Raw genomic sequence first — 21,250 nt, forward strand, 5'->3', positions numbered from 1 at the left:
AGCATAGCCGCGGCCCGTGATGCCGGCGCTAAGACGGTCAGCCGCCGTCGCCCCAGCCAAACCCAACGGTCAACCCACGCCCCGCCCCCGGCTCGAAGTACCGCGCATTGCCCTCGTTGACGATCACCGACCCGGCGAACTCGCGGTCGAGCAGATTGTCCACGCGGACAAACCCGCGCCACCCCGACGCCGCCGCCTGCCACTGCAACCGCAGCGCGAACTGCGCATAGCCCGGGGCGTGGTCGCTGTTGCGGTCGTCGGTGGCAACGCGGTCACTGGCGCGGGCCTCCAGCGCGGCCACGATCCGTCCGCTCGCATCGTTCCACGCCAGCTCGGCGTAGCCGTCGGCGCGCGGAATGCCCGGGATGCGATTGCCGGCCTCAACCACCTGCAGCTGCTCGACGCCGCCACTGGTCACCAGATAGCTATATGGCTTGGTGAAGCGCGCCCGCAGCCAGTTGGCGGTCAGCGCATACGACCAGCGCGGATGCAGCCGCGCCTGGATGCCGGCTTCCACGCCTTCGCGCCGGGTCAGTCCGGCGTTGGCGAAGCTGGCGCGACCGCCGCGGTTGTCGGCCGGAACGATCTCGTCCTCGCCATCGATGCGGTAGGCGGAGAGGCTGGCGTCACCCGAGCCGAAGCGCCATCGCGCACCGACGTCGCCGCTGTCGAAGTGCGCCGGTTGCAGGCCGAAGTTGAAGCCGGCGCCGCCATCGGGTCGGTACGCCAACTCGGTCACCGTTGGCGTCTCGAAGCCGCGGCCGACGCTGGCGAACACCTCGCCGTGGGCGAACGCGCGCGCCACGCCCAGCGACGTCGCAGTCTGGCTGTAATCGAGGCTGCCGCTGTCGTCGCCATTGCCCGGCGCGATGTAATGGTCGTCGGACGAGAAGTGCACGCGCGCATGCCGCACCGCGCCCAGCACCGTCCAGTGCTCGGCCGGCCGCACGTCGCCGAGCACGTAGGCCTCGTTGCTGCGGATGCGGTTGTCCTCGTCGCGACGGATGCGGCCACGCACGCCAAGCTGCGTGCCGATGAAGTTCTCGTAGCCGCGACGCTGCTCATGCAGCCAACCTGCCTCGGCGCCCACGGTCAGCGCACCGTGCGCACCCTCCCAGCGGTGCCCGGCTTCGACGCCGGACGACTGCCGGCCCAGGTCGACCACACCGCCGGCGCTGGTCGGCGCGCGCTGCGCCGCGATCGGGATCGCGAGGAACTGCACAACGTCGCGCGCCACGCCATAACCGCTGATCCAGTACTCGCGCCCGTCGGCATACGCGTCCTGCCAACGCGCGCCGGCCTGGGCGTTGTCGATGCGCTTGCGCGTGTCGAACAGTTCCGCGACCGGGTCGGTCCCATGCGGATCGCGCTGCCACTGCGCCCGGGTGAGGCCGAGCGGATCGTCGGTGTACGGCTGATGCAGCCCGCCGGCGACCAGGCGCAGGCGCTGGCCTTCCGCCGGCACCCACTGCGCCACCGCATCGAACTGCGCGCGTTCGGCCGCGCTGTGCGGTCGATCGCCGTCGGTCGTGAAGTAGCTGCCAAGCGCGTGCCAGCGCCAGGCATCATCGTCGCTTGCACCCTGGATGCCGGTGGCCATCCGGCCGCTGCTGTTGGAGCCGGCCCAGGTATCGATGTCGATACCGCGCCCGCCATCGAGCGCAGTCTCGCCGACGATCGCGCCGCCGGCGGCGTTGCCGTACTGCAGCGCCAGCGGCCCACGCAACACCTGGATGCGATCGAGCGCGCTCAACGGAAAGCTCGCCGCCTGGCCCTGGCCATCGAGCGCCGACGAGGGGATGCCATCGACGATCAGCTTGATCCCGCGGATGCCAAAGGTGGACCGCGCACCGAAGCCGCGCGACTGCACCTGCAGGTCCTGCGCGTAGTTCTGCCGATCGAGCACGGTGATGCCCGGCGCCCGCACCAGCGCCTCCGACAGCGAGACCTGGCGCTGGCCGGCGCGCAGGGTGTCGCCATCGATGACGGTGACCGAGCCGGGGAAGCCGGAGAGCGCCTGGCGCGCGCCGAGAACCTCGACGGTGTCGAGGGTGGTGGCGGACTGGGGCGACTGCTGCGCCCATGCGGGGGACAGGGACAGGGCCAGGGACAGGGCGAGAGACAGTGCCGCCGCCGGCCGCACGCCACAGCGTGACAAGGCGCATACAGGTGCCCCGATACCGTGTGCCGAGCTGCCGTCCCAGGGGAATCGCATCATGAAAGCCGCGGTCCGAATTTTGCTGATCCTGACCATTGTCGCCGTCCCGGCCTGGCTCTGGGCGCAGTCGAGCCCACAGCCGACGCCGGCGCCTGTGCCGGCCCCCGCCGCACCCCCGGTGGCCGTCGCCGCCCCGCCGCCGCCGAACGACCCGATGCCGATGGACCTCGACGGCGACGGCGTGGTCACCGCCATGGAGCACGCGGCCGGCGCCCGCTCCCTGTTCGAGCACATGGACGCCAACCACGACGAGCGCGTGACCCGGGAAGAGATGCTGAATTTCCAGCGCGAGGTCCTGGGCGTGCCGATCGCGCCGCCGCGCAGGTAGTCCTGCCCGCCGGCCCCCGGATTTGCCATCCGGCCCCGTAGGGCCGGGCGACTTTCAATCCCCCTTTCGTCGCAACGCTCCGGCCCATGCCTGCAGGGTTGGCCACCGGTGTCGCCCTGTTAGAATCCGGACTCTAAACCCCCGCCCCACACGAGGCGCGGCCAATAGGGGCCGCGATACGCATGACGTCTCTCCACGCTGCCATCACCGACATCCTCCAGAACGACCCGGACCCGACCGAGACCCGCGAGTGGATCGAGTCTGTCCAGGCCGTCATCGAGCGCGAAGGCGCCGAGCGCGCCCACCAGCTGCTCGAAGGCATGGTCGAAGTCACCCGTCGCGCCGGCGCGCACCTGCCGTTCTCGCCGACCACCGAATACATCAACACCATCCCCGCGCACCTGGAGGCCAAGAGCCCCGGTGACCACGCGATGGAATGGCGCATCCGTTCGATCATCCGCTGGAACGCGCTGGCGATGGTCGTGCGCGCGAACCGCAAGCCGGGCGACCTGGGCGGCCACATCGCCAGCTTCGCCTCCGCTGCCACGCTGTATGACGTTGGCTTCAACCATTTCTGGCGCGCACCCAGCGCCGACCACCCGGGCGACGTGATCGGCGTCCAGGGCCACAGCTCGCCGGGCATCTACGCCCGTTCGTTCCTCGAAGGCCGCATCAGCGAATCGCAGCTCGACCACTTCCGCATGGAAGTCGACGGCCGCGGCATCAGCTCGTACCCGCATCCGTGGCTGATGCCGGACTACTGGCAGGTGCCGACCGTGTCGATGGGCCTGGGCCCGCTGGCCGCCATCTACCAGGCGCGCAACTGGAAGTACCTGGAAGGCCGCGGCCTGATGCCGAAGTCCGACCGCAAGGTCTGGGCGTTCCTCGGCGACGGCGAGACGGACGAACCCGAATCGCTCGGCGCCATCTCGGTGGCCGGCCGCGAAGGCCTCGACAACCTGGTCTTCGTCATCAACTGCAACCTGCAGCGCCTCGACGGCCCGGTGCGCGGCAACGGCAAGATCATCCAGGAGCTGGAAGGCCAGTTCCGCGGCGCCGGCTGGAACGTCATCAAGACCGTGTGGGGCAGCTACTGGGATCCGCTCCTGGCGCGCGACACCACCGGCAAGCTACGTCAGCTGATGATGGAAACCGTCGACGGCGAATACCAGAACTGCAAGGCGTTCGGCGGCAAGTACACGCGCGACAACTTCTTCAACAAGTACCCCGAGACCGCCCAGCTCGTCGCCAACCTCAGCGACGACGACATCTGGCGCCTCAACCGCGGTGGCCACGATCCGCACAAGGTGTACGCGGCGTACCACGAAGCGGTGAACACCAAGGGCATGCCCACCGTCATCCTGGCCAAGACGGTCAAGGGCTACGGCATGGGCGCGGCCGGCGAGTCGCTCAACCCGACCCACCAGACCAAGAAGCTCGATGACGACGCGGTGCGCGTGTTCCGCGACCGCTTCAACATCCCGGTGACCGACGCACAGCTGGCCGACGGCAAGGTGCCGTTCTTCCACCCGGGCGAGAACTCGCCGGAAGTGGAATACATGATGGAGCGCCGCAAGTCGCTCGGCGGCTTCCTGCCGCAGCGCCGGCAGAAGTCGACGCAGTCGCTGGAAGCACCGAAGCTCGAAGGTTTCGACCGCCTACTCAAGAGCACCGGCGAGCGCGAGATCAGCACCACGATGGCGTTCGTGCAGGCGCTCAACATCATCCTGCGCGACAAGCAGGTCGGCCCGCGCGTGGTGCCCATCGTCGCCGACGAAGCACGCACCTTCGGCATGGAAGGCCTGTTCCGCCAGATCGGCATCTACGCCCCGCACGGCCAGAAGTACAAGCCGGTCGACCGCGACCAGCTGATGTACTACCGCGAAGACGCGGCCGGCCAGGTGCTGGAAGAAGGCATCACCGAAGCCGGCGCGTTTGCCAGCTGGATGGCCGCGGCCACCAGCTACAGCACCAACGACCTGCCGATGCTGCCGTTCTACATCTACTACTCGATGTTCGGCTTCCAGCGCATCGGCGACGCCGCCTGGCAGGCGGCCGACATGCGCGCGCGTGGCTTCCTGCTCGGCGCCACCGCCGGCCGCACCACGCTCAACGGCGAAGGCCTGCAGCACGAAGACGGCCACAGCCACCTGCTTGCCGGCGCGATCCCGAACTGCCGCGCGTACGACCCGACCTTCGGCTTCGAAGTGGCGGTGATCGTCCAGCACGGCATGCAGCGCATGCTGACCGAGCAGCAGGACGAGTACTACTACATCACCCTGATGAACGAGAACTACGGCCATCCGGACATGCCGGAAGGCGCGGCCGACGGCATCATCAAGGGCATGTACCTGCTGACGGATGCAGGCAAGCCGAAGAAGGGCGAGCTGCGTGTGCAGCTGATGGGCTCAGGCACGATCCTGCGTGAAGCGATTGCCGCGGCGGAGCTGCTGGACAAGGACTTTGGCGTGACTGCAGACATCTGGTCGTGCCCGAGCTTCAACGAGCTGCGTCGCGATGGGTTTGATGCGGAGCGTTGGAATCGTCTGAATCCGGAAGCGAAGACGCCGCGCAAGCCGTATGTGACCGAGTTGCTGGAAGGACGCCAGGGTCCGGCGATTGTCGCGACTGACTATGTGCGTGCGTATGCCGATCACATTCGTGCGTTCGTGCCGATGCACTACACGGTGCTGGGCACGGATGGCTTCGGCCGCAGCGATACGCGTGCGAACCTGCGTCGCCACTTCGAGGTTGACCGGTATTACATCGCGCATGCCGCGATTGCAGCGCTGGCGGCGGAAGGGAAGATGACGGCTAAGGATGTGGCGAGGGCCATCAAGACTTATAAGATTGATGGGGAGAAGCCGAATCCGGTTGGGGTTTGAGTTTTCCCTCACGGCTGACCGGAGTGCCAAGGGCCTGCAGAGATGCGGGCCCTACTTCATTTGGCAGTCTCCTTCGGCCTGACCAGAGCTTTGGGGGGGCGAAAGAGACTAATCCCGGAGATGCCAGCGCAGATTCCCACTCTTTGCTAGCGCCGCTCTCCCGGGCTGCTAACATTCGCCGACCGACCTACGGACGAGCCAAATGAGCGCTCCGCCATTCATCACTCGTGTAGCTCTGCGCAACTATCGGAGCATTGGACAGTGCGATGTTGCTCTGGGGCCATTGACCTATCTAGTTGGCGCCAACGGTGCCGGTAAGAGCAACTTTATCGATGCGCTTCACTTGGTAACAGATGCACTAACCACTTCGCTGGACCAAGCACTCAATCTACGGGGCGGACTAGGCGAGGTTCGGCGGCGTTCTGCGGGTCACCCCACTCACTTCAGTATTCGATTGGACTTCAACATAGAAGGCCAAGCAGGTCATTACGCATTCAACGTCGGTGCCCTAAAGAATAGAGGTTTTGAAGTTCAGACAGAGGAGCTAAGCCTCGGCGGCCAGGGCAAGGGCCCCTTCTATCGGGTTGAGAGAGGCGAAGTAAAGGCTAGTAGCGAGGGGACTGCGCCTTCGCTAACAAACGACCGCTTAGCGCTCGTGGCGATGTCCGGCCTAAGCTCCTTTAGGCCCGTGTTTGACGCGATTACCGCAATGGGCTTCTATAACTTGAACCCAAAATTGATGCGCGACCTGCAGAAGCCACAAGAAGGTCGCCTTCTCAAGCCGGTAGGCGAGAACATTGCCAGCGTCATTGGCCATCTCGAGCGCGTCAATCCTGAGGCGGTGAGTGCGATCGAAGAGTATCTGCGCACGGTTGTGCCAACGGTGCACGAAATTGGTCGCCTTCAGATCGGTCCAATGGAAACTCTGCAATTTAGGCAGGACGTGCCGGGCGTGAAGGACCCATGGCGCTTTACCGCACAGAACATGTCGGACGGAACATTGCGTGCCCTTGGTGTGTTGACGGCACTCTTCCAAAGTAATCGCGACTTCGCGCCAACATTGATTGGCATCGAGGAGCCTGAAACCGCACTTCACCCAGGGGCAAGCGCAGCACTTCGCGAAGCCTTGCAGCGCGCGTCGACTCAGACACAAGTGATCGTGACGAGCCACAGTCCGGATCTGCTGGATGACTCCTCTGTCAAAGATACACAGATCCTTGCAGTAATCTCTGAGGCCGGGGAAACGAAGCTCGGGCCCGTGGACGGTGCCTCACGCGATGCCATCCGAAATGGTCTGTTCTCCGCGGGCGAGCTACTGAAACTTGGCCAACTCCAGCCGGATGAGGATTCACTCATTCATCAATCGCGCCAGATCAGGCTATTTGACGGGGTCCTGTCTTGACTCGTGTGTCTTGTATCGTCGAGGGACATGGCGAAGTTTTGGCGCTACCAATCTTGCTGCGACGCATCTCGGTCTGGCGAAACGAAGACTCCTATGTCGATATCCCTCAGCCGATCAGGGTCAGTCGTGACCGTTTCTTGAATCGTCGAGACGAGTTTGAACGCCATCTGCGGCTGGCGGGCAGCAAGTGTGGTGTGGACGGGTGGGTGCTCGTACTACTGGATGCTGACGATGCATGCCCGGCCATGCTCGGTCCAGAGATACTTGCACGCGCACGTGTCGTGCTTCCTCACCACGCGGTCTCGGTAGTCCTGGTGAACCGAGAATTCGAAGCCTGGTACATAGGGGCGGCGCAGTCCTTGAACGGAACGCGAGGGCTATTTGTCGGCGCGGGCGACTTGACGCTCGACCCTGAAGTTCCTAGGGATGCGAAAGGCTGGCTAAGCAGCCGAATGAGTGGGCGTAGCTACGGAGAAACAACTGATCAGCCGGCTTTCGCAGCAAAAATGGACCTTCAGCAGGCCCTAGACCGTTGCAGGTCCTTTCAAAAACTGTGCAAGGAATGGGATCAACAAAACGGTATCGTCCGGGCGAAGTGAAGGAAGAAGATACCTGATCGAAAACCGGATCAGCGTGGTGATCCGAAATGGCTTGGTGCGTGCTATTTGTCCAGTTGGTGGCGAACCTGGCCGTGTACAGAACGTCTGTTAGGGTAGTGTCCAGGGGCGGAAAGCCCTTGAAATATCGGCATCTCAGTCGCTACCGGCCTTCGCATTCTCTCAACATCGACAACGCTGCGCGGACATTGTTGTCCGCCACCGCATCGCGCTTGACCACATCCGTCGGGTAGAAATTGTAGGCCCAGCTATTGGTCACCGAGCAGCCACCTCGCTCCGCTGTCGAGTACGACTCGATCGACGTCGCAAACGTCTTCCCATCCTTGTAGAGCCAGTCGCTGGCGTCCCCATAGCTCGGATACCCCGACATCCCGCACCCATCGAGGTTGCCCGTAATCGGGAAGTCGTCCTGCAGGTCCTTGTAGCCGGTGGCAGTCGCCATGCCCTTGGTCAGGCCGTCGAAGATGGCCACATGACCGGGGTCCACGCCGGTGTTCGGCGCGACAGGCGTGTGCGAGATTGGGTGCATGACCACGCCGGTGTAGCTGTGCCAGGAAAGCCCGCAAATCAGGCCATCGACTTCGGTCTTGCGCTTGGTGGCGAACTGGCTGTGCGCCAGCCCGCGCACGGCTTGCGTCTCGACCTCCGAGAACGGTTGCTCGCCGGGGTAAGTATCCCAATCGATCATCAGGTTGCCGGTGGCGGGGTCGACGCCGGTGTTCTGGACGCCCGGCAGCGCGGCGCGCTGTGCCGGTGGGAAGCCGGTCACATGTTCGAAGGCATAGTTGCGATTGAGGTCGGTGCCGCAGCGCTGCTGTCCCTTTGTCCCGCGCGTGTTCTTGCGCCAGTCGACCTGATTACCGATCGCAAGCTCGTAGCCGTTCGGGTTGACCACGGGGATCACCCAGACTTCGCGCTGTTCGAGGATGCCCTTGATATCCCCGCCGCTCGAATAGCCATCAGTCAGCGTATGCAACAGGCGCATGGTGTTCGCGCCGGAGATCAGCTCGCGAGCATGGTGCAGGCCGAAAAAGGCGACCTCCGGTTCCTTCTCGTTGTCGCCGGGGCGCGCCGAGACCTTGACCGCATAGATCCTGCGGCCCGGCTGCGGCTTGCGGCCATTGCAGCTCTCCACGGTGCTCTGGCTCCAAACGTACAGCCGCACCAGGTCCGGCTTGGGGCTGCCGTCGTACGCCTGGGCAAGGGCGAACAGATCCTGCTCGATCTGCGCATAGGTTGGGTAGATGCCCGGTGAGTTGTGCGGGTTGTAGAGCGCGCGCTGCATCAGCGCGGCAGACGGACGCAAACCGGAAGCGGGTAGCGACGCGGTGATCGTCGGGTAGGGCAGTTCGCCGCTCAGCGTGGGCGGAAAGACCTGGCTCTTGCGGATTTGCTCCAGTGCATCGCCCATCGCCGGGCTGTAGGTCACGCCCATCATGTCCCCCAGCGCACCCTTCAGCGGTGGACCGTTGGGTGGCTGGTCGTTCGAGTACGCCATGAAGTCGCTGATGCCGTCACCGTTGCTGTCGACCTTGTCCGGCGATGAACCGAGCTTCCTCTCCAGTGCGTCGGTCAGGCCGTCGAAGTCGGTGTCTGGGTTGGCGACTTTCGGATCGAAGCCGAAGTACACGTTGAGCGCTTCGTCGAAATCGCTCCAACCATCGCCGTCGGTGTCGGGCGCGTCGGCGCGGGTCTTCAACTCGGCCTCGCGTGCATCGGTGAGGCCGTCGCGATCGCGATCGGCGTCCACGCGCACCAGGTCGAATCCGAACTCCGCGGTTCGGTCCTCGAAGCCGTCGTCGAAGCCGTCGCCGTCGGTGTCGCGGTTGTCTGGCTTGCTGTGCAGTTCCAGTTCGCGATCGTCGGTGACGCCGTCGCCATCTCGATCTGCGCCTGGTGTGAACGCGCGGCTGTCGTCCGTTGCGATCAGTCCCCACGCTCCAGCCTGTGCCTTCGGGATCCGTTTGCAGCCCATTGGCGCTACTGCGAAAGCAAGCAGCAGGCATGCAAACGTGCAAGAGCGAATCATCGATAGTTGCGGACGCGGATTCCCGGATGCGCTCATGGGGTGCCCTCCTGTGGCTGGTCAGCTACAGGGGCAACGGGCGCCGATCTACTGGGCGGCCAGGTCATCCTCTTCACACGACCGGCGGGTGTGAAGTACCCCGAGACACAGCGGATCTTGGCCGGGCCGCAACCAAGTCGGCGTTAGAACGGGAGCTAGGACGGGCAACCTCAGCATTGGCACGAGCTTTCAGCCCGCTATTCGGGAATCCCGATGGCCTTCGTGGTTGGAAATGCATACTCGCGGCGGGACATATTTGTGGAGCTCGGGCTCCCGCCGGATCTCAAGGGAGGCCCATGGTTCACCGGCTACCTCGAGCACCAAGGGGAGTACTTCATCTTCTGTGGTGTTCAAGCGACTGGCCGAACTGGACACGACTACAACAACCGCTTCATTGGTGATGATCTGCTCTGGCACGGAAGGACAAATTCGACGATCTACCAGCCGTCGATAGTTGCCATGGTCCAGCCGGGGGCGATTGTCCGAGTGTTCTATCGGCACGACGACCGTGAGCGATTCTCCTATGCCGGGCAGGCAAAGGCAGTCCAAACGTTCGATGAAAGTCCAGTTGGCGTGCTTTGGTCATTCGCAGATGACCCCGTGCCACACGTTGAGTTCCTGCCGGAAGAAGTGGCGCCCAGCGAAGCCGTGACGGAGGGGGCGAGGAAGACAATCACAGTGAACATCTACGAGCGCGACCCAACTGCCAGGAAGCGCTGTCTAGATCGGTGGGGTTGCGCTTGCACCGTATGTGGATTCCAGTTCGCACAGAAGTACGGAAACCTCGTCAGGGGTTCATCCACGTTCACCACCTCAAGCCGCTCGGCGAAATTGGGGCCGCTTACGAACTCGACCCTGAGGTTGATCTCCGGCCGGTTTGCCCAAACTGCCACGCAATGCTGCACCGACGTCGTCCGGCGCTATCGATCGAGGATTTGAAGTCGCTTTTGACCGAAGCGAAGTAGGTCACTTCCTCGCCCCCAAGGCGCCTGGTCAGGAAGGGGAACTCACCTCTCCGGGGTGCTAAGGCCGTTGCTTGCACTCATTGGAACCGAGACGACTACCGTGGACATGGAACAGACCGCGGAGCTCATTTCGGCCGTTGCCTCCCTGGCCTGGCCAGTCCTGATCGCAGTGCTGGTGTACAGCCTGTTCGAGCCGATCAAGGGGCTGGTTGAATCGGCCAGGTCGAGGGGATTCACGGTCCGCGTTGCCGGCAACGAACTGACCATGAAAGAGGTGTCCGAGCAGCAGCGGGCGATCCTCAGCGACCTGCAGGCGAAGACCGCCGAGCTGCAGAAGCAGATGGGCGCCGGTGCCATGGCGATGGACGTTCCCGCGGTGCAGGCGGACCGTCCCAACCCACGCATCCTGTGGGTGGACGATCAACCCAGGAACAACAGCTTCCTGATCGCAACCCTCGAGGACGCAGGCGCCAAGGTCGACACCGCGCTCAGCACCGACGAGGCACTGCAGCGCGTCGGCAAGGCCTCCTACGACGCGATCATCTCGGACATGAGCCGCCCCGAGGGCGAGCGGGCGGGAATCGAACTCGCGCGCAAATTGAAAGCGATGGGAGTGTCATCGCCGCTCTACATCCTTTCTGGCAAATGGGTCGCCGTCGCCTTGCGTCAGGAGGCGCTGCAGGCGGGCGTATCGGATATCACCGATTCGGCCACGACCCTCCTGAGCCTATTGCCGCTGACGACCAGCGGCTGAACCAAGCCCGGGCAGGCGCCTGCAGGGGGCGACGGACGCGCTGTCAAGGTCGTCCCGTCCGCGGGATGTTCATTCCCTGATTCCCCGCCTTATCTCCGCTCGTGGTGTCTCCAACTCGTTGGGGAGCGTTGGCCGTGTGCCTCCGCCTTTCTCCCACTCCCCGGAAATCCAACATGAGCAAGCTTGCAGGCAAGGTCGCCGTCGTCACCGGCGCGTCAAAGGGCATCGGCGCCGCCATCGCCACCGCACTGGCCGCCGAAGGCGCGTCGGTCGTCGTCAATTACGCGTCCAGCCAGGAGGCCGCCGATGCGGTCGTGGCGAAGATCACCGCCGCTGGCGGCAAGGCCGTCGCTGTGCGCGGCGACGTATCCAGCAAGACCGATGCCGAGGCCATCATCGATGCGGCCGTCGCCAAATTCGGCCGGCTCGACATCCTGGTCAACAACTCGGGCGTCTACAACTTCGCGCCGCTCGAAGACATCACCGAAGCCGACTTCCACCGCCACTTCAACATCAACGTCCTCGGCCTGCTGCTGGCCACGCAAGCTGCTGCGAAGCACCTGGGTGAGGGCGGCAGCGTCATCAACATCGGTTCGCTCGTGACGCGCATCGCGCCTGCGGGCAGCGCGGTCTACACCGGCACCAAGGGCGCGGTGGATGCGATCACCGGTGTGCTGTCGCAGGAACTGGGCCCGCGCAAGATTCGCGTCAACTCGATCAACCCGGGCATGATCGAAACCGAGGGCTCGATTGCAGCGGGCTTCATCGGCTCGGACTTCAACAACCATGCCGTCGCCCAGACCCCGCTGGGTCGAATCGGCCTGCCGAACGACATCGCCTCGATCGCGGTGTTCCTGGCTTCGGACGACTCCGGCTGGCTCAATGGTGAGTTGCTGAACGCGGCCGGCGGCATGCGCTGACCGTTCGGCGGGGAGGAGGCACCGCGCCTCCGCCCCGTCTGATGGCGGGCGCCGGGTCATGCGATCATCGCCCGGCTGACGCGAAGCCTGGGGAGGCCCGCGCGGCTGCAGGGGCCATTGCGCCCCGGGGGGATCTCTTGAGAGCACGCAACGCCGTCGCGTGGATCGCGGTCGCCATTGCCCTTCCGCTGGCCGGGAGCTGCCTTGCCGCGGACCCGATACTGCAGCAGTCGCCCGTGCCGTCTCCGACGGCGCTGCTTCCGCCGCCCCCACCCGCTTCCGATTCAACGCAGTCCTTGCGACTGCCTTCGTACGTCCCGCCGTTCAAGCTGACGAACCAACCGCCGACCTTTCCGGAAGAAGCCCTGTGCCGGCAGCTGACGGGTCAGACCAAGCTCGTGCTCACGATCTCGCCGACAGGATCGGTAGTGGACGCAGTCGTCGAGAAATCCAGCGGGCATCCGTCCCTCGATAGCGCCGCGCACGACGCGGGCATGGACTGGAAGTTCAGGCCGGCATTCGCGTACGGCGTGCCGGTGGGATCGCGGACGCGCGTCCCGGTCGACTTCATCGCCCCAGCCGAATGGCCGCACTGCAGCCAGGGCGTACGCGTCCTGTCGACCTACACGGTGCTTGGGGCAGAAGGCACCGACACGGGCGCGGCCATGCTCACGCCGATGTTCGCGCCGAGCGACAAGGTGAGTGCGGTCGTCGAATACGTGGTGACTTCCCCCGACGCAGTCGGCGAGTCATTGAGCGTCCGCTGGATCTACCTGGACGATGCAGGTCATCCGGTGGTCCGCCACGAGCAGACGTCGCCGTTGCAGGAAGGCGGCCGCAAGCGTTTCGTCCTTGCCTGCGCGCTGCCCGCCGGCTGGAAGCCGGGCCGCTACCAGATTGAAGTGCGCCTCAAGGACGACATCCTGGGGCAAGGGGAGTTTGCCGTCCGCTGACGGTGCCGGGGCCTAGCGTGCCAGTATCAGTCAGTTGACCCTGAGGTTTGGCGTCGGTCGCCGGTAACCTTTCCGTTCAAGGAATAGAGAGGTTCTATTAGCCATTCGTAGAGCTTACGGCGCTCGCTCAGAATGTCAGCTTCCACGACCATGCCGGGCCTTAGTGGCTCCGGTTTGCCATAGGCAGTGACGGTCTGTGCTTCCAGTTCAACGACAACCCGGTAATGCGGTTCGAGGACGTTGCCGTTGGACGCCAGCGCCGCAGAGTGTCCAGGGTTGACCGGGCTCCGCGAGACCCGAATTACCTTGCCTACGTGGTGCCCGAACTTCTGATAGGGGTATGCGTCGTAACGAAGTAGCACGCTATCCCCCGATTCTACGAAGCCTATCGCCCTGCTTGGTACCAGCAACTGAGCCTCCAACGTCGAGCCTTTGGGAAGCACGCTAAGCAAGGGCTGGCCGGCCTGTACTGCCTGGCCGGCATCGATCAGCAGGCTGGCGATCAGACCGGGGACCGGTGCCTGAACCAGCAATTCCCCACTGGTTTCGTGCTGCACTCGTTCTTGGCCAATCGCGGCCCGATCACGCTGGGCAATCGCTACGTTCGCAGCCCGCTGTGCGGGCAACTCCCGGAGGGCCTGTTGCAACTGAGCGATGCCGCGACGCAGCGTCGTTGCCTGCCGCTCCAGGCCCTGTTGCTGAGTCACAAGTTCCAGCATTGACTGCTCCTGCTGGTCGACCTGAACCGCGCTGACGAACCGCTCTGCGGCAATCTGACGGTATCGTTCGACGGTAGACCTTCCCAACTGGACTTGCTCACGCCGGGTAGCGATGGCCAACTCAACTTGGCGCAGCTCAAGTTTCGCGACTTCGAGTTGACGCCGTGTTCCGCTGATCTGAGCGTCTACTTGTGCAACCTGTGACCGACCAAAGGTTGCCACGCTGGAATCCCGTACCTCCAGCCCTCGCAGAACTGCTGCAATGGCGTCTTTGCCATCCGTCGTGGCGCGCGGAACATTGATCTGAGCCAGGGAAGCGCCTGCTTGAACGGAGTCACCTTCCTCTGAGAATAGGCGGACAACGACGCCACCAGTCGGGGCCACAACTGTCGATAGGCCAAGGCTGGGGACCAGTTGCCCCGTCACGCGTGAACGGCGGCTGTAAGAACCGAGAAGCAGAAATGCCACGACCGTGGCAGCGGCCAGAATGGCAAAACCGACTAGCAGCCTCAATTGCAGTGGTTGGGCTAATGACACGTCACCTTGATGTCGCCTCTGCGTGGCTTCCAACACCTCACGCCGGAACAGCTCGCGGCTCACGCGATCTCAGCCTTACTCAGTTCCAGCGCAACTTGTGGACGAACTTCCTGCGTGATTCGACCGCCATGCAGTACAAGCACGCGATCAACACTGGCAATTGTCTCCGGGCGATGGGCAACAATGATGCGTGTCACCTTCATTGCACGCACTGCACCGTTAACCATTTGCTCTCGCTCTATATCCAGGTGACTAGTAGCCTCATCAAGGAAAAGAAAACGAGGGTTTCTGTAAAGTGCACGTGCAAGGACTACCCGCTGCTTCTGCCCTCCAGAAAGCGCCGCGCCCATGTCACCAATTAAAGTCCGATAAGCCATCGGCATGGCGACAATATCGTCGTGGATCGCTGCTAAACGGGCGGCGTCCTCGACGCGAGCCGGATCGTATCCGTCATCTCCCAAAGCGATGTTGTCAGCGATGCTTCCCGCGAACAATTGGTCGTCCTGCATAACAGCGCCGACCGCCTTGCGAAAATTTCGGTACCCAAGCCGATCTAGCTCTACCCCGCCAAGAGAGATCGTTCCATGGGTCGGCTTAAGCAGGCCTAGAAGTAGCTTGATCAACGTGGTCTTGCCACTCCCGGACGCGCCTACAATGGCGACGGACTCACCGTCGCCGACTGTAAAACTGCAGTCCTCAAGAACCCACGGTTCACGACCAGCGTAGCGAAAGCTAAGCCCACGCACATCCAGCCGTGCGTTCGTAAGAGGCCTGGATGGACAGGTGTCTTCCACCTCTTGCTCCGGTTCCGCGAGCACGATGTCAGCAAGCCGCTCTCCATGGAGCCGTAGCATCTGAAGCTCCACCAGCTTGTCGATCAATCCACTCATTCGGCTGGCGAACTGATCCTTGTAAGTCAAGTACGCCACTAGCATTCCAACCGAGAACACACTCTTCAGGGCCAAGGTGGCGCCAATCCAGATAACGGCGATCCGTTCCATGCCGAAGATCAGCTGGCTGGCAATCCCGAATCCCAAGTTGATCTTCGCGAGCGACACATCCTTGTTGACTGCATCGTTCATGAGGTTGAGGTAGGTGGAGCAGCGATTGCCTTCGCATCCTGCGACTTTGACGGATTGGACGCCGCGGATGGACTCAAAGAGATATGTCTCCAGTTTCGCGGACCTGACCAGCTGTTGATCGGTGCCTTCGCGAAGTGGGCGGTAGGCCAACCAGCGCAGCCCCAGATACATCGCGACCGCTAGTGCGGTCACCATCGCGAGCTTCCAGCTATACAGGAGCATCAGCCCCATGGTGAAGGCCGCCATCAACCCGTCGATGACTGCCTCCACGAAGCTAGTCGTGAGCGTTTGTTGAACCGCTCGCACAGATCCGATCCTGGAAACGATGTCACCTAGGTGTCGCTTCTCGAAGAAGTCGATAGGTAGCTTCAACAGGTGGGTGAATACGTTGGCCATCCATTGCATACCGATTCGCGCTGAGATGTGCACAACGGCTACGCCGCGCAACAAGCTGATCGATACCTGGAGCAGCATTGCCACGCCGAATGCGACTCCGAGCACCGCAAGTAGATCCCGGTCAGCCGAGACGAGCACTTGGTCAACAACAAACTGCATCAAGAATGGTCCTACGAGCAGGAACACCTGAAGCGAGACGGTTAGAGCTAATATCACGGCGATCGAAGTCCACAGCCCCCTGGTCTCGCCGGTTAGCTGGCGAACAGAAATCGTCGGCACTGACGTCTTTTGCTCAAACGCACTACTGGGAGAAAGTTCCATGGCGATGCCCGTGAAGTGCGAAGAGAGCTCCGCAATCCGAAGTGTGCGTTTGCCATTTGCGGGGTCGTGGATGGTGGCCACGGTTCCATGAACCCGCGAGAGCACAACGAAGTGATTAAGATCCCAGTGCAGAATGCATGGCGTCACCAGCCGCGATAAGTCTGCAAGGTCCAAGCGCAGTGGCCTGGCCTGAAGATCGAGTTGCTCGGAGGTGTCTATTAACCCTGCAAGATTGGAGCCTTTCAAGGATGTCGGGAATCTCGTGCGAAGTTCACGCAAGCTGAATCTCTTTCCATAATGGGAGGAGATCATCGCCAGGCAGGCAAGCCCGCATTCCGACGCTTCTGATTGCAAGATTGAGTCCATCAGTTTGAGCGAACCAAGTTTGGCCGCCGCGATCCGATGCGCACTAGCGGGGCGGCGTCGCACCGGCGCTTTGATTGGAGCGGATGAGTCCCGAGCCGAGGCTCATGCCGCTTCGTAGAAGGAGCCAGCTGGGGCTGGCTCCGCACCTCGACGCGAATAGCTCCGATGAGAGGAATGGGGCTACGGGCCCGGAACCTTGATTCGACTAGTCGTGTCTCTTCATGAGGGTTGCAACACCGACGGTCGCTAGGACAATGCCAGCCGCCAGTCTGACTGCGTAGTCACTCCCTTGACGAATCGCGTTAAACGCGATGGCGACGTTCAAGGCGGCCGCGAGTAAGAACACGGTCGCGCAGACCGCCCACATGCTCTTCGTCATATTCGTCACCACGGTACCCGCGCGCTCAAACTTCTTGCGTTGCGCCATAGTTCATCGATCTAGGGCCACAGTCACGCCACCATCCTGACCAACCTAGTGCGGAGCCAGCAAGGGCGCCGATGCCGACACCAAAGCTGCTGATCGTGACTGCGATCGCGGCACCCGTGACGACATAGTTCGGGCCCGCTTCGGCGATGCACTGCCCACTCATTGCTCCGCCGACACGAGTAGCTTCTTCAACAGTTAGTTCGCGCATGAACTGTCTCCCGTTGATTGGTAATGGCGCCATGTGACGCCTACTATTTGCTGGCGGCTTCGGTCATACGTAGCGAATGGCATGGGTCGAGTGGTGAGTTCTCGCGGTTGAGCGAGTCGACGCCAGCCAGCTGAAAAGAACATATCGCGTGCAAGCGGTTACATGAGAATCGTCTGAGATTCTATAGAGCGCGACGCGGACTCGCCCGGTTCCAAGCGATCGGACGCACTACGCAGTTTGCGTATCCAATCAATAGGACATCCAGCTGCGTCGCCGGTTTAGCACGCAAGCTCCGCCGCCAGCGCCCGCAGCAACGCCGCCCCGTCTCCCCGCCACGCGCTGCCATGCATGCAGGCCAAGGTGTGCGGATTCGCCTGCGCCAGCTTCTCCAGGATCGCGCCGCTGTGGTTCGAGTGCGCGTAGTAGTCCATCTGGTGACGGAACGCTTCGCTGGGGCCGAGCACGTCAGTCTCGGTCAACGACAGATGGCCGCCGCCGGGCTGCGTGAACAGGTCGCCGCAGAACATCGTCGATGTGTGCTCCTCCATCAGGTATCCGCATTCCCAGCCGTGCGGCAGGTGCGGTGCGTCGAACCAGCGCACGCGATGGCGGCCCAGCGAAATGACCTCGCCATCGGCGAGCGCACGCGGCGGCCGGTCGGCGAGGTCGGCCATCGATACCATCGCCGCAATCGTCCCGCACAAAGGCGCGGCCTGCGGCGCGACCGCCAGCCATTGATTCATGGATCCGCACTCGTCGGCCTCGACATGCGAGAACGCGACGTGGCGCAGCCGTTCCAGCGGCATCACGCTGGCCACGGCCTCCGAGACCACCGGGAACAACCCGCGCAACCCGGTGTGGAACAGCAGCGGCTCCTCATCCACGACCAGGTACTGGTTGAACGAGAACGGCGTGTTGCCCGGCAGCGACACCGGCGTGTTGATCCGGTAGATGTGCTCGGCGATCTCGTGGACGTTGGTGCCGGTCTGGGTGTTGGTGACGGTCATGGCGGTTCCCGAGCGGCCGCGGTGGGGATTCGGGCCGACATCCCGGGTCAACGTAGTGGCCGCGGCGAGGGGGTCAGGCTCAAGGCAGATGTGGGCGGCCACGCTTGCCGGCGCCCGCCGTAGCCTGTCAGGCTTCCGGCCTGCCTTCCATCACGGAGACGATCATGAAGGTGATGTGCTGGACGACGACCTCCATCCTCCTGCTCGCGTTCGCGACGCCCGCCGCCGCCGGCATGCCGCAACAGACGCCGGACACCTACGCCCGGGCCGGCGAGCTCGTCAGCATCGCCCCCGGCCGCGCAATCAACCTGCGCTGCAGCGGCAAGGGGCCGCAGACGGTGGTGCTGGAAGCCGGCGGCAATGCCGACTCGAGCACGTGGTTCCGCGTGCAGTCGCTGTTGTCGGGCATCGTGCGCGTGTGTTCCTACGACCGCGCGGGCTACGGCTTCAGCGACCCGGGCCCGATGCCGCGCAGCCTGCAGGCCGATGTCGACGACCTGCATGCATTGCTGGAAGCCGCGAAGCTGAAAGGGCCCGTGGTGCTGGTCGGGCATTCGCTCGGAAGCAACATCGTGCGCCGCTATGCGCAGCAGTATCCGTCGACGGTAGCGGGGCTGGTGCTGGTCGATCCGCCAGAGCAGGGCGCCGACGCAGCGCTGCCGGCGCAATGGCGGCAGGACGACGAAGACGGGCGCAAGCAGCGCAACGCGTTCCTCGATGCCTGTGCGCAAGCGGCGGCCGGCGGGACGCTCGCCGCGGCAGACGGGCCGTTGAAGGCCTGCCTGCGCGAGCCGCCCGCGTGGCAGAGCCCCGCAGTCGCCGCCGCGACGCGCGCCTACAAGCTCAAGCCTGGCTACTGGTCAACGCTGCGCTCGGAACTGGACGAGAACGTCTCCATCTTTGCCGCGCCGGTTCCGCCCGATGCCAGCTTCGGCGCGATGCCCGTGGTCGTGCTGTCCGCCGACAACGACTTCGCGGAAGCGCCAGCGGATGCGCGCGACGTCCTGGTGGCCGCACGCAACCAGACCAATGAGCGCCTCGTAGCCGCCTCCACCCGCGGTCGCCGCGTCGCCGTGCCAGGCGCCTCGCACGATATCCAGCTGGATCAGCCGCAGGCCGTGGTGGATGCGGTGACGAGCGTGATTCCGGTTCGACCATGACGCGCGATCCATGAACGTCTGGAGCATCGTCTTCCTCATCGGCGCCGCGCAGGCCGCGCTGTTGGCGCTGGCGTTGTGGCGGCGGCCAGTCAACGCGCCGGCCAACCGCGTGCTGGCCGTCTGGATCGCGGTGATCGGCTTCGACCTGGCGGTCAAGGCACTCTACTTCCGCGACTCCTCGATCGACCTGATCAAGCTGTTCCGCTTCGTCGGGATGTTTCCGTTCCTCTACGGCAGCGCGTTCTACCTGTACGTCCGCACGTTGACCCGAGGCCGCGCGCCGGGACTGCGCGATGGCGTGCACCTGGTCGGCTTCATCGCCGCGCTGGTGGTCAACGCGCCGTGGTTCATGATGGACCGCACGCAGACGCAGGCCTTTCTTGCGGACCTGGCCGCAGGCGGTTACTGGCCGGGGACACCGTGGCTGGACATCTTCCTGTTCTCCTACAGCCTCTCGTACGTGGTCGCCGGACTGGTCCGTGTGCGTCGTTACCGGCGCGAACTGCTGCAACGCCGTTCCGATGCCGATCGCATGTCGTTGCACTGGATCGATGCGATGGCGCTGTCGCAGATCGTGATCTGGTGCATCGCGGTGGCGCAGTGGCAGTTCCGCATTCCGTGGATCGACTACCCGCTGATCTACGGCGCGGTGGTGGCGTGGGTGTTCGTGGTCGGCTATCTCAGCCTGAGCCAGGTGGCGGTCGCGGCGCAGCCGCCCCAGGTCGAAGACAACGCACCGGCAGAGGCGACGCCCGCTGCCGATGACCCTCGCTTCGCCGCGGTCGAGGCACGGTTGACCGGGCTGATGGAGCGCGAACGCCTGTACAGCGAACCGGCGCTCACGATCGGCCAGTTGGCCAAGCGGAGCGGCTATCCCGAGTACCTGGTGTCGGCGGTGATCAACCGCCGCTTCGCCGGCAACTTCTGGGACTACATCAACCGGCAGCGCATCGAAGCCGCGCGCGCCTGCCTGGCCGACGGCGGCGACACCCGCACCATTCTCGACATCGCTTACGCCTGCGGGTTCACCTCCAAGTCGACCTTCAACGCCGCCTTCAAGCGGCAACTTGCGGTGACGCCGAGCGCCTACCGGCAAGCGCGGTCGCAGGCGTCATCCATGGCCGACACCGGCGCGTGACAGCGATCCGTCCGGCGCCAGCCGGGCCCGGATCGCCGGCCAGTGCAGCCACAGCTCGCACAGCGCCAGGTTGATCGTCCAGCAGCTCCACGCCGCGAATATGTAGACCGGCACGAACGGCAGGTGCAACACGGCCTGGCCGATCACCAGCGTGAGGCGCAGGGTGATGGCCGAGGCGGTGAGGGCGATGCTGCGCGCCATCCAGCGCCGGTGCAGGGCGATGTCGCCGGCAATCGCATGGCGAATGCCGATGCCGGTGATCGTCAGCCAGGTGACGGCGAGCAGGGCAAATCCAATGCCGGCCGCGGCCCCTCCGGTGGCGTGCGTGGACAGCGACAGGCCGCCCAGGCCGCCGATCAGTACCCCGCCGGTATAAAGGCCGCCGCTGAGCCGGTGCAGGCGCGGCACCCGCCGCCGGATCGCGGCGCTCATCTGCACCGGCGCCAGCAACAGCGCCAGCCCGGCGCCGACGAAGTGCGCCGGCACGTCGAAGCCGGAGAGGGCGAACTTGATCGCCATGCTGTCGGCCGGCCCGTGCGGGCGGTAGACATAGGTGAATGCATACGCCGCCACCGCCACGCAGAGCAGGGTGAAGACCAGCGCCGACGTCCAGCGCAGCGCCGGGGATCCGAAACGTTGCCAACCGCGATTCATTGCCTGCCTCCTGGGTGGGGAGGGGTCAGGCTGGGCCCGCGGTCGGGTCCGGTCGTCCGGATCGGGGGAGTCGTACGTGCAACGCAACACAAGCTGCAACGCTGTGGCCCGCCGGCACGGCCCCGTCA

The 21,250-nt window shown here is 64.0% G+C and carries 17 protein-coding genes; 10 read left to right on the forward strand and 7 right to left on the reverse strand.

The genetic code is table 11. The features are described 5' to 3' along the window. Positions 1-37: 37 nt before the first annotated feature. Positions 38-2,215, reverse strand: a complete 2,178-nt coding sequence (locus AB4Y64_RS10630; protein ID WP_441816430.1) for a TonB-dependent receptor family protein — start codon at positions 2,213-2,215, stop codon at positions 38-40. A gap of 1 nt (position 2,216) precedes the next feature. Between AB4Y64_RS10630 and AB4Y64_RS10635 the strand changes: the two genes are divergently transcribed. From AB4Y64_RS10635 to AB4Y64_RS10650, 4 genes are all read left to right on the forward strand, one after another. Then, entirely contained in the window at positions 2,217-2,546 is a 330-nt protein-coding gene (locus tag AB4Y64_RS10635; protein ID WP_441816431.1) for a hypothetical protein, read from the forward strand. Between the two features lie 182 nt (positions 2,547-2,728). Continuing rightward, complete coding sequence (gene aceE, locus AB4Y64_RS10640) at positions 2,729-5,431, forward strand: pyruvate dehydrogenase (acetyl-transferring), homodimeric type (protein WP_441816432.1); 2,703 nt, start codon at positions 2,729-2,731, stop codon at positions 5,429-5,431. 202 nt (positions 5,432-5,633) lie between these two features. Beyond that, complete coding sequence (locus AB4Y64_RS10645) at positions 5,634-6,833, forward strand: AAA family ATPase (protein WP_441816433.1); 1,200 nt, start codon at positions 5,634-5,636, stop codon at positions 6,831-6,833. A 5-nt stretch (positions 6,834-6,838) separates the two neighbouring features. Beyond that, complete coding sequence (locus AB4Y64_RS10650) at positions 6,839-7,432, forward strand: DUF4276 family protein (RefSeq protein ID WP_441816673.1); 594 nt, start codon at positions 6,839-6,841, stop codon at positions 7,430-7,432. A gap of 160 nt (positions 7,433-7,592) precedes the next feature. Here AB4Y64_RS10650 and AB4Y64_RS10655 read toward each other — a convergent pair whose 3' ends face one another. Continuing rightward, positions 7,593-9,425: a M14 family zinc carboxypeptidase gene (locus AB4Y64_RS10655; protein ID WP_441816434.1), complete on the reverse strand. Its 1,833-nt coding sequence runs from the start codon at positions 9,423-9,425 to the stop codon at positions 7,593-7,595. Positions 9,426-9,728: 303 nt separating this feature from the next. On the opposite strand from AB4Y64_RS10655, the gene AB4Y64_RS10660 reads away from it, so the two are divergent. The 4 genes from AB4Y64_RS10660 to AB4Y64_RS10675 all read left to right on the forward strand — a co-directional run bounded on the left by AB4Y64_RS10660 (position 9,729) and on the right by AB4Y64_RS10675 (position 13,107). Further along, a complete protein-coding gene (locus AB4Y64_RS10660; protein ID WP_441816435.1) occupies positions 9,729-10,454 on the forward strand; it encodes a hypothetical protein in 726 nt (241 codons plus the stop codon). Positions 10,455-10,586: 132 nt separating this feature from the next. Then, positions 10,587-11,234: a response regulator transcription factor gene (locus AB4Y64_RS10665; protein WP_441816436.1), complete on the forward strand. Its 648-nt coding sequence runs from the start codon at positions 10,587-10,589 to the stop codon at positions 11,232-11,234. A gap of 173 nt (positions 11,235-11,407) precedes the next feature. Beyond that, positions 11,408-12,154, forward strand: coding sequence for a glucose 1-dehydrogenase (locus tag AB4Y64_RS10670; protein ID WP_441816437.1), 747 nt, complete (start codon positions 11,408-11,410; stop codon positions 12,152-12,154). Positions 12,155-12,195: 41 nt separating this feature from the next. After that, positions 12,196-13,107, forward strand: coding sequence for an energy transducer TonB (locus AB4Y64_RS10675; protein ID WP_441816438.1), 912 nt, complete (start codon positions 12,196-12,198; stop codon positions 13,105-13,107). A gap of 26 nt (positions 13,108-13,133) precedes the next feature. Here AB4Y64_RS10675 and AB4Y64_RS10680 read toward each other — a convergent pair whose 3' ends face one another. From AB4Y64_RS10680 to AB4Y64_RS10695, 4 genes are all read right to left on the reverse strand, one after another. Then, positions 13,134-14,426 (reverse strand): HlyD family secretion protein, encoded by a 1,293-nt coding sequence (locus AB4Y64_RS10680; protein ID WP_441816439.1) that lies wholly within the window; start codon positions 14,424-14,426, stop codon positions 13,134-13,136. Further along, positions 14,423-16,528: a peptidase domain-containing ABC transporter gene (locus tag AB4Y64_RS10685; protein WP_441816440.1), complete on the reverse strand. Its 2,106-nt coding sequence runs from the start codon at positions 16,526-16,528 to the stop codon at positions 14,423-14,425. Before AB4Y64_RS10685 ends, AB4Y64_RS10680 begins: the two co-directional genes overlap by 4 nt. 404 nt (positions 16,529-16,932) lie before the next feature. Then, positions 16,933-17,163, reverse strand: coding sequence for a hypothetical protein (locus AB4Y64_RS10690; RefSeq protein ID WP_441816441.1), 231 nt, complete (start codon positions 17,161-17,163; stop codon positions 16,933-16,935). Between the two features lie 278 nt (positions 17,164-17,441). Next, a complete protein-coding gene (locus AB4Y64_RS10695) occupies positions 17,442-18,170 on the reverse strand; it encodes a hypothetical protein (protein WP_441816442.1) in 729 nt (242 codons plus the stop codon). 104 nt (positions 18,171-18,274) lie between these two features. Between AB4Y64_RS10695 and AB4Y64_RS10700 the strand changes: the two genes are divergently transcribed. Beyond that, positions 18,275-19,330: an alpha/beta fold hydrolase gene (locus AB4Y64_RS10700; RefSeq protein ID WP_441816443.1), complete on the forward strand. Its 1,056-nt coding sequence runs from the start codon at positions 18,275-18,277 to the stop codon at positions 19,328-19,330. Positions 19,331-19,340: 10 nt separating this feature from the next. Beyond that, complete coding sequence (locus tag AB4Y64_RS10705) at positions 19,341-20,468, forward strand: helix-turn-helix domain-containing protein (RefSeq protein WP_441816444.1); 1,128 nt, start codon at positions 19,341-19,343, stop codon at positions 20,466-20,468. On the opposite strand, the gene AB4Y64_RS10710 is transcribed toward AB4Y64_RS10705, so the two are convergent. Then, positions 20,442-21,122, reverse strand: coding sequence for a DUF2306 domain-containing protein (locus AB4Y64_RS10710; RefSeq protein WP_441816445.1), 681 nt, complete (start codon positions 21,120-21,122; stop codon positions 20,442-20,444). The two genes, AB4Y64_RS10705 and AB4Y64_RS10710, sit on opposite strands and share 27 nt — an antisense overlap. Between the last annotated feature and the right edge of the window lie 128 nt (positions 21,123-21,250).

Source organism: Lysobacter sp. TAF61, from assembly GCF_052113485.1.
Taxonomy (GTDB): Bacteria; Pseudomonadota; Gammaproteobacteria; order Xanthomonadales; family Xanthomonadaceae; genus Lysobacter_J.

Coding starts and splice junctions, on each gene's coding strand:
- AB4Y64_RS10630 (WP_441816430.1), bottom strand. CDS start 2,215: ATGCGATTCCCCTGGGACGGCAGCTCGGCACACGGTATCGGGGCACCT.
- AB4Y64_RS10635 (WP_441816431.1), top strand. CDS start 2,217: ATGAAAGCCGCGGTCCGAATTTTGCTGATCCTGACCATTGTCGCCGTC.
- aceE (WP_441816432.1), top strand. CDS start 2,729: ATGACGTCTCTCCACGCTGCCATCACCGACATCCTCCAGAACGACCCG.
- AB4Y64_RS10645 (WP_441816433.1), top strand. CDS start 5,634: ATGAGCGCTCCGCCATTCATCACTCGTGTAGCTCTGCGCAACTATCGG.
- AB4Y64_RS10655 (WP_441816434.1), bottom strand. CDS start 9,425: ATGGGCTGCAAACGGATCCCGAAGGCACAGGCTGGAGCGTGGGGACTG.
- AB4Y64_RS10660 (WP_441816435.1), top strand. CDS start 9,729: ATGGCCTTCGTGGTTGGAAATGCATACTCGCGGCGGGACATATTTGTG.
- AB4Y64_RS10665 (WP_441816436.1), top strand. CDS start 10,587: ATGGAACAGACCGCGGAGCTCATTTCGGCCGTTGCCTCCCTGGCCTGG.
- AB4Y64_RS10670 (WP_441816437.1), top strand. CDS start 11,408: ATGAGCAAGCTTGCAGGCAAGGTCGCCGTCGTCACCGGCGCGTCAAAG.
- AB4Y64_RS10675 (WP_441816438.1), top strand. CDS start 12,196: ATGGCGGGCGCCGGGTCATGCGATCATCGCCCGGCTGACGCGAAGCCT.
- AB4Y64_RS10685 (WP_441816440.1), bottom strand. CDS start 16,528: ATGGACTCAATCTTGCAATCAGAAGCGTCGGAATGCGGGCTTGCCTGC.
- AB4Y64_RS10690 (WP_441816441.1), bottom strand. CDS start 17,163: ATGCGCGAACTAACTGTTGAAGAAGCTACTCGTGTCGGCGGAGCAATG.
- AB4Y64_RS10695 (WP_441816442.1), bottom strand. CDS start 18,170: ATGACCGTCACCAACACCCAGACCGGCACCAACGTCCACGAGATCGCC.
- AB4Y64_RS10705 (WP_441816444.1), top strand. CDS start 19,341: ATGAACGTCTGGAGCATCGTCTTCCTCATCGGCGCCGCGCAGGCCGCG.
- AB4Y64_RS10710 (WP_441816445.1), bottom strand. CDS start 21,122: ATGAATCGCGGTTGGCAACGTTTCGGATCCCCGGCGCTGCGCTGGACG.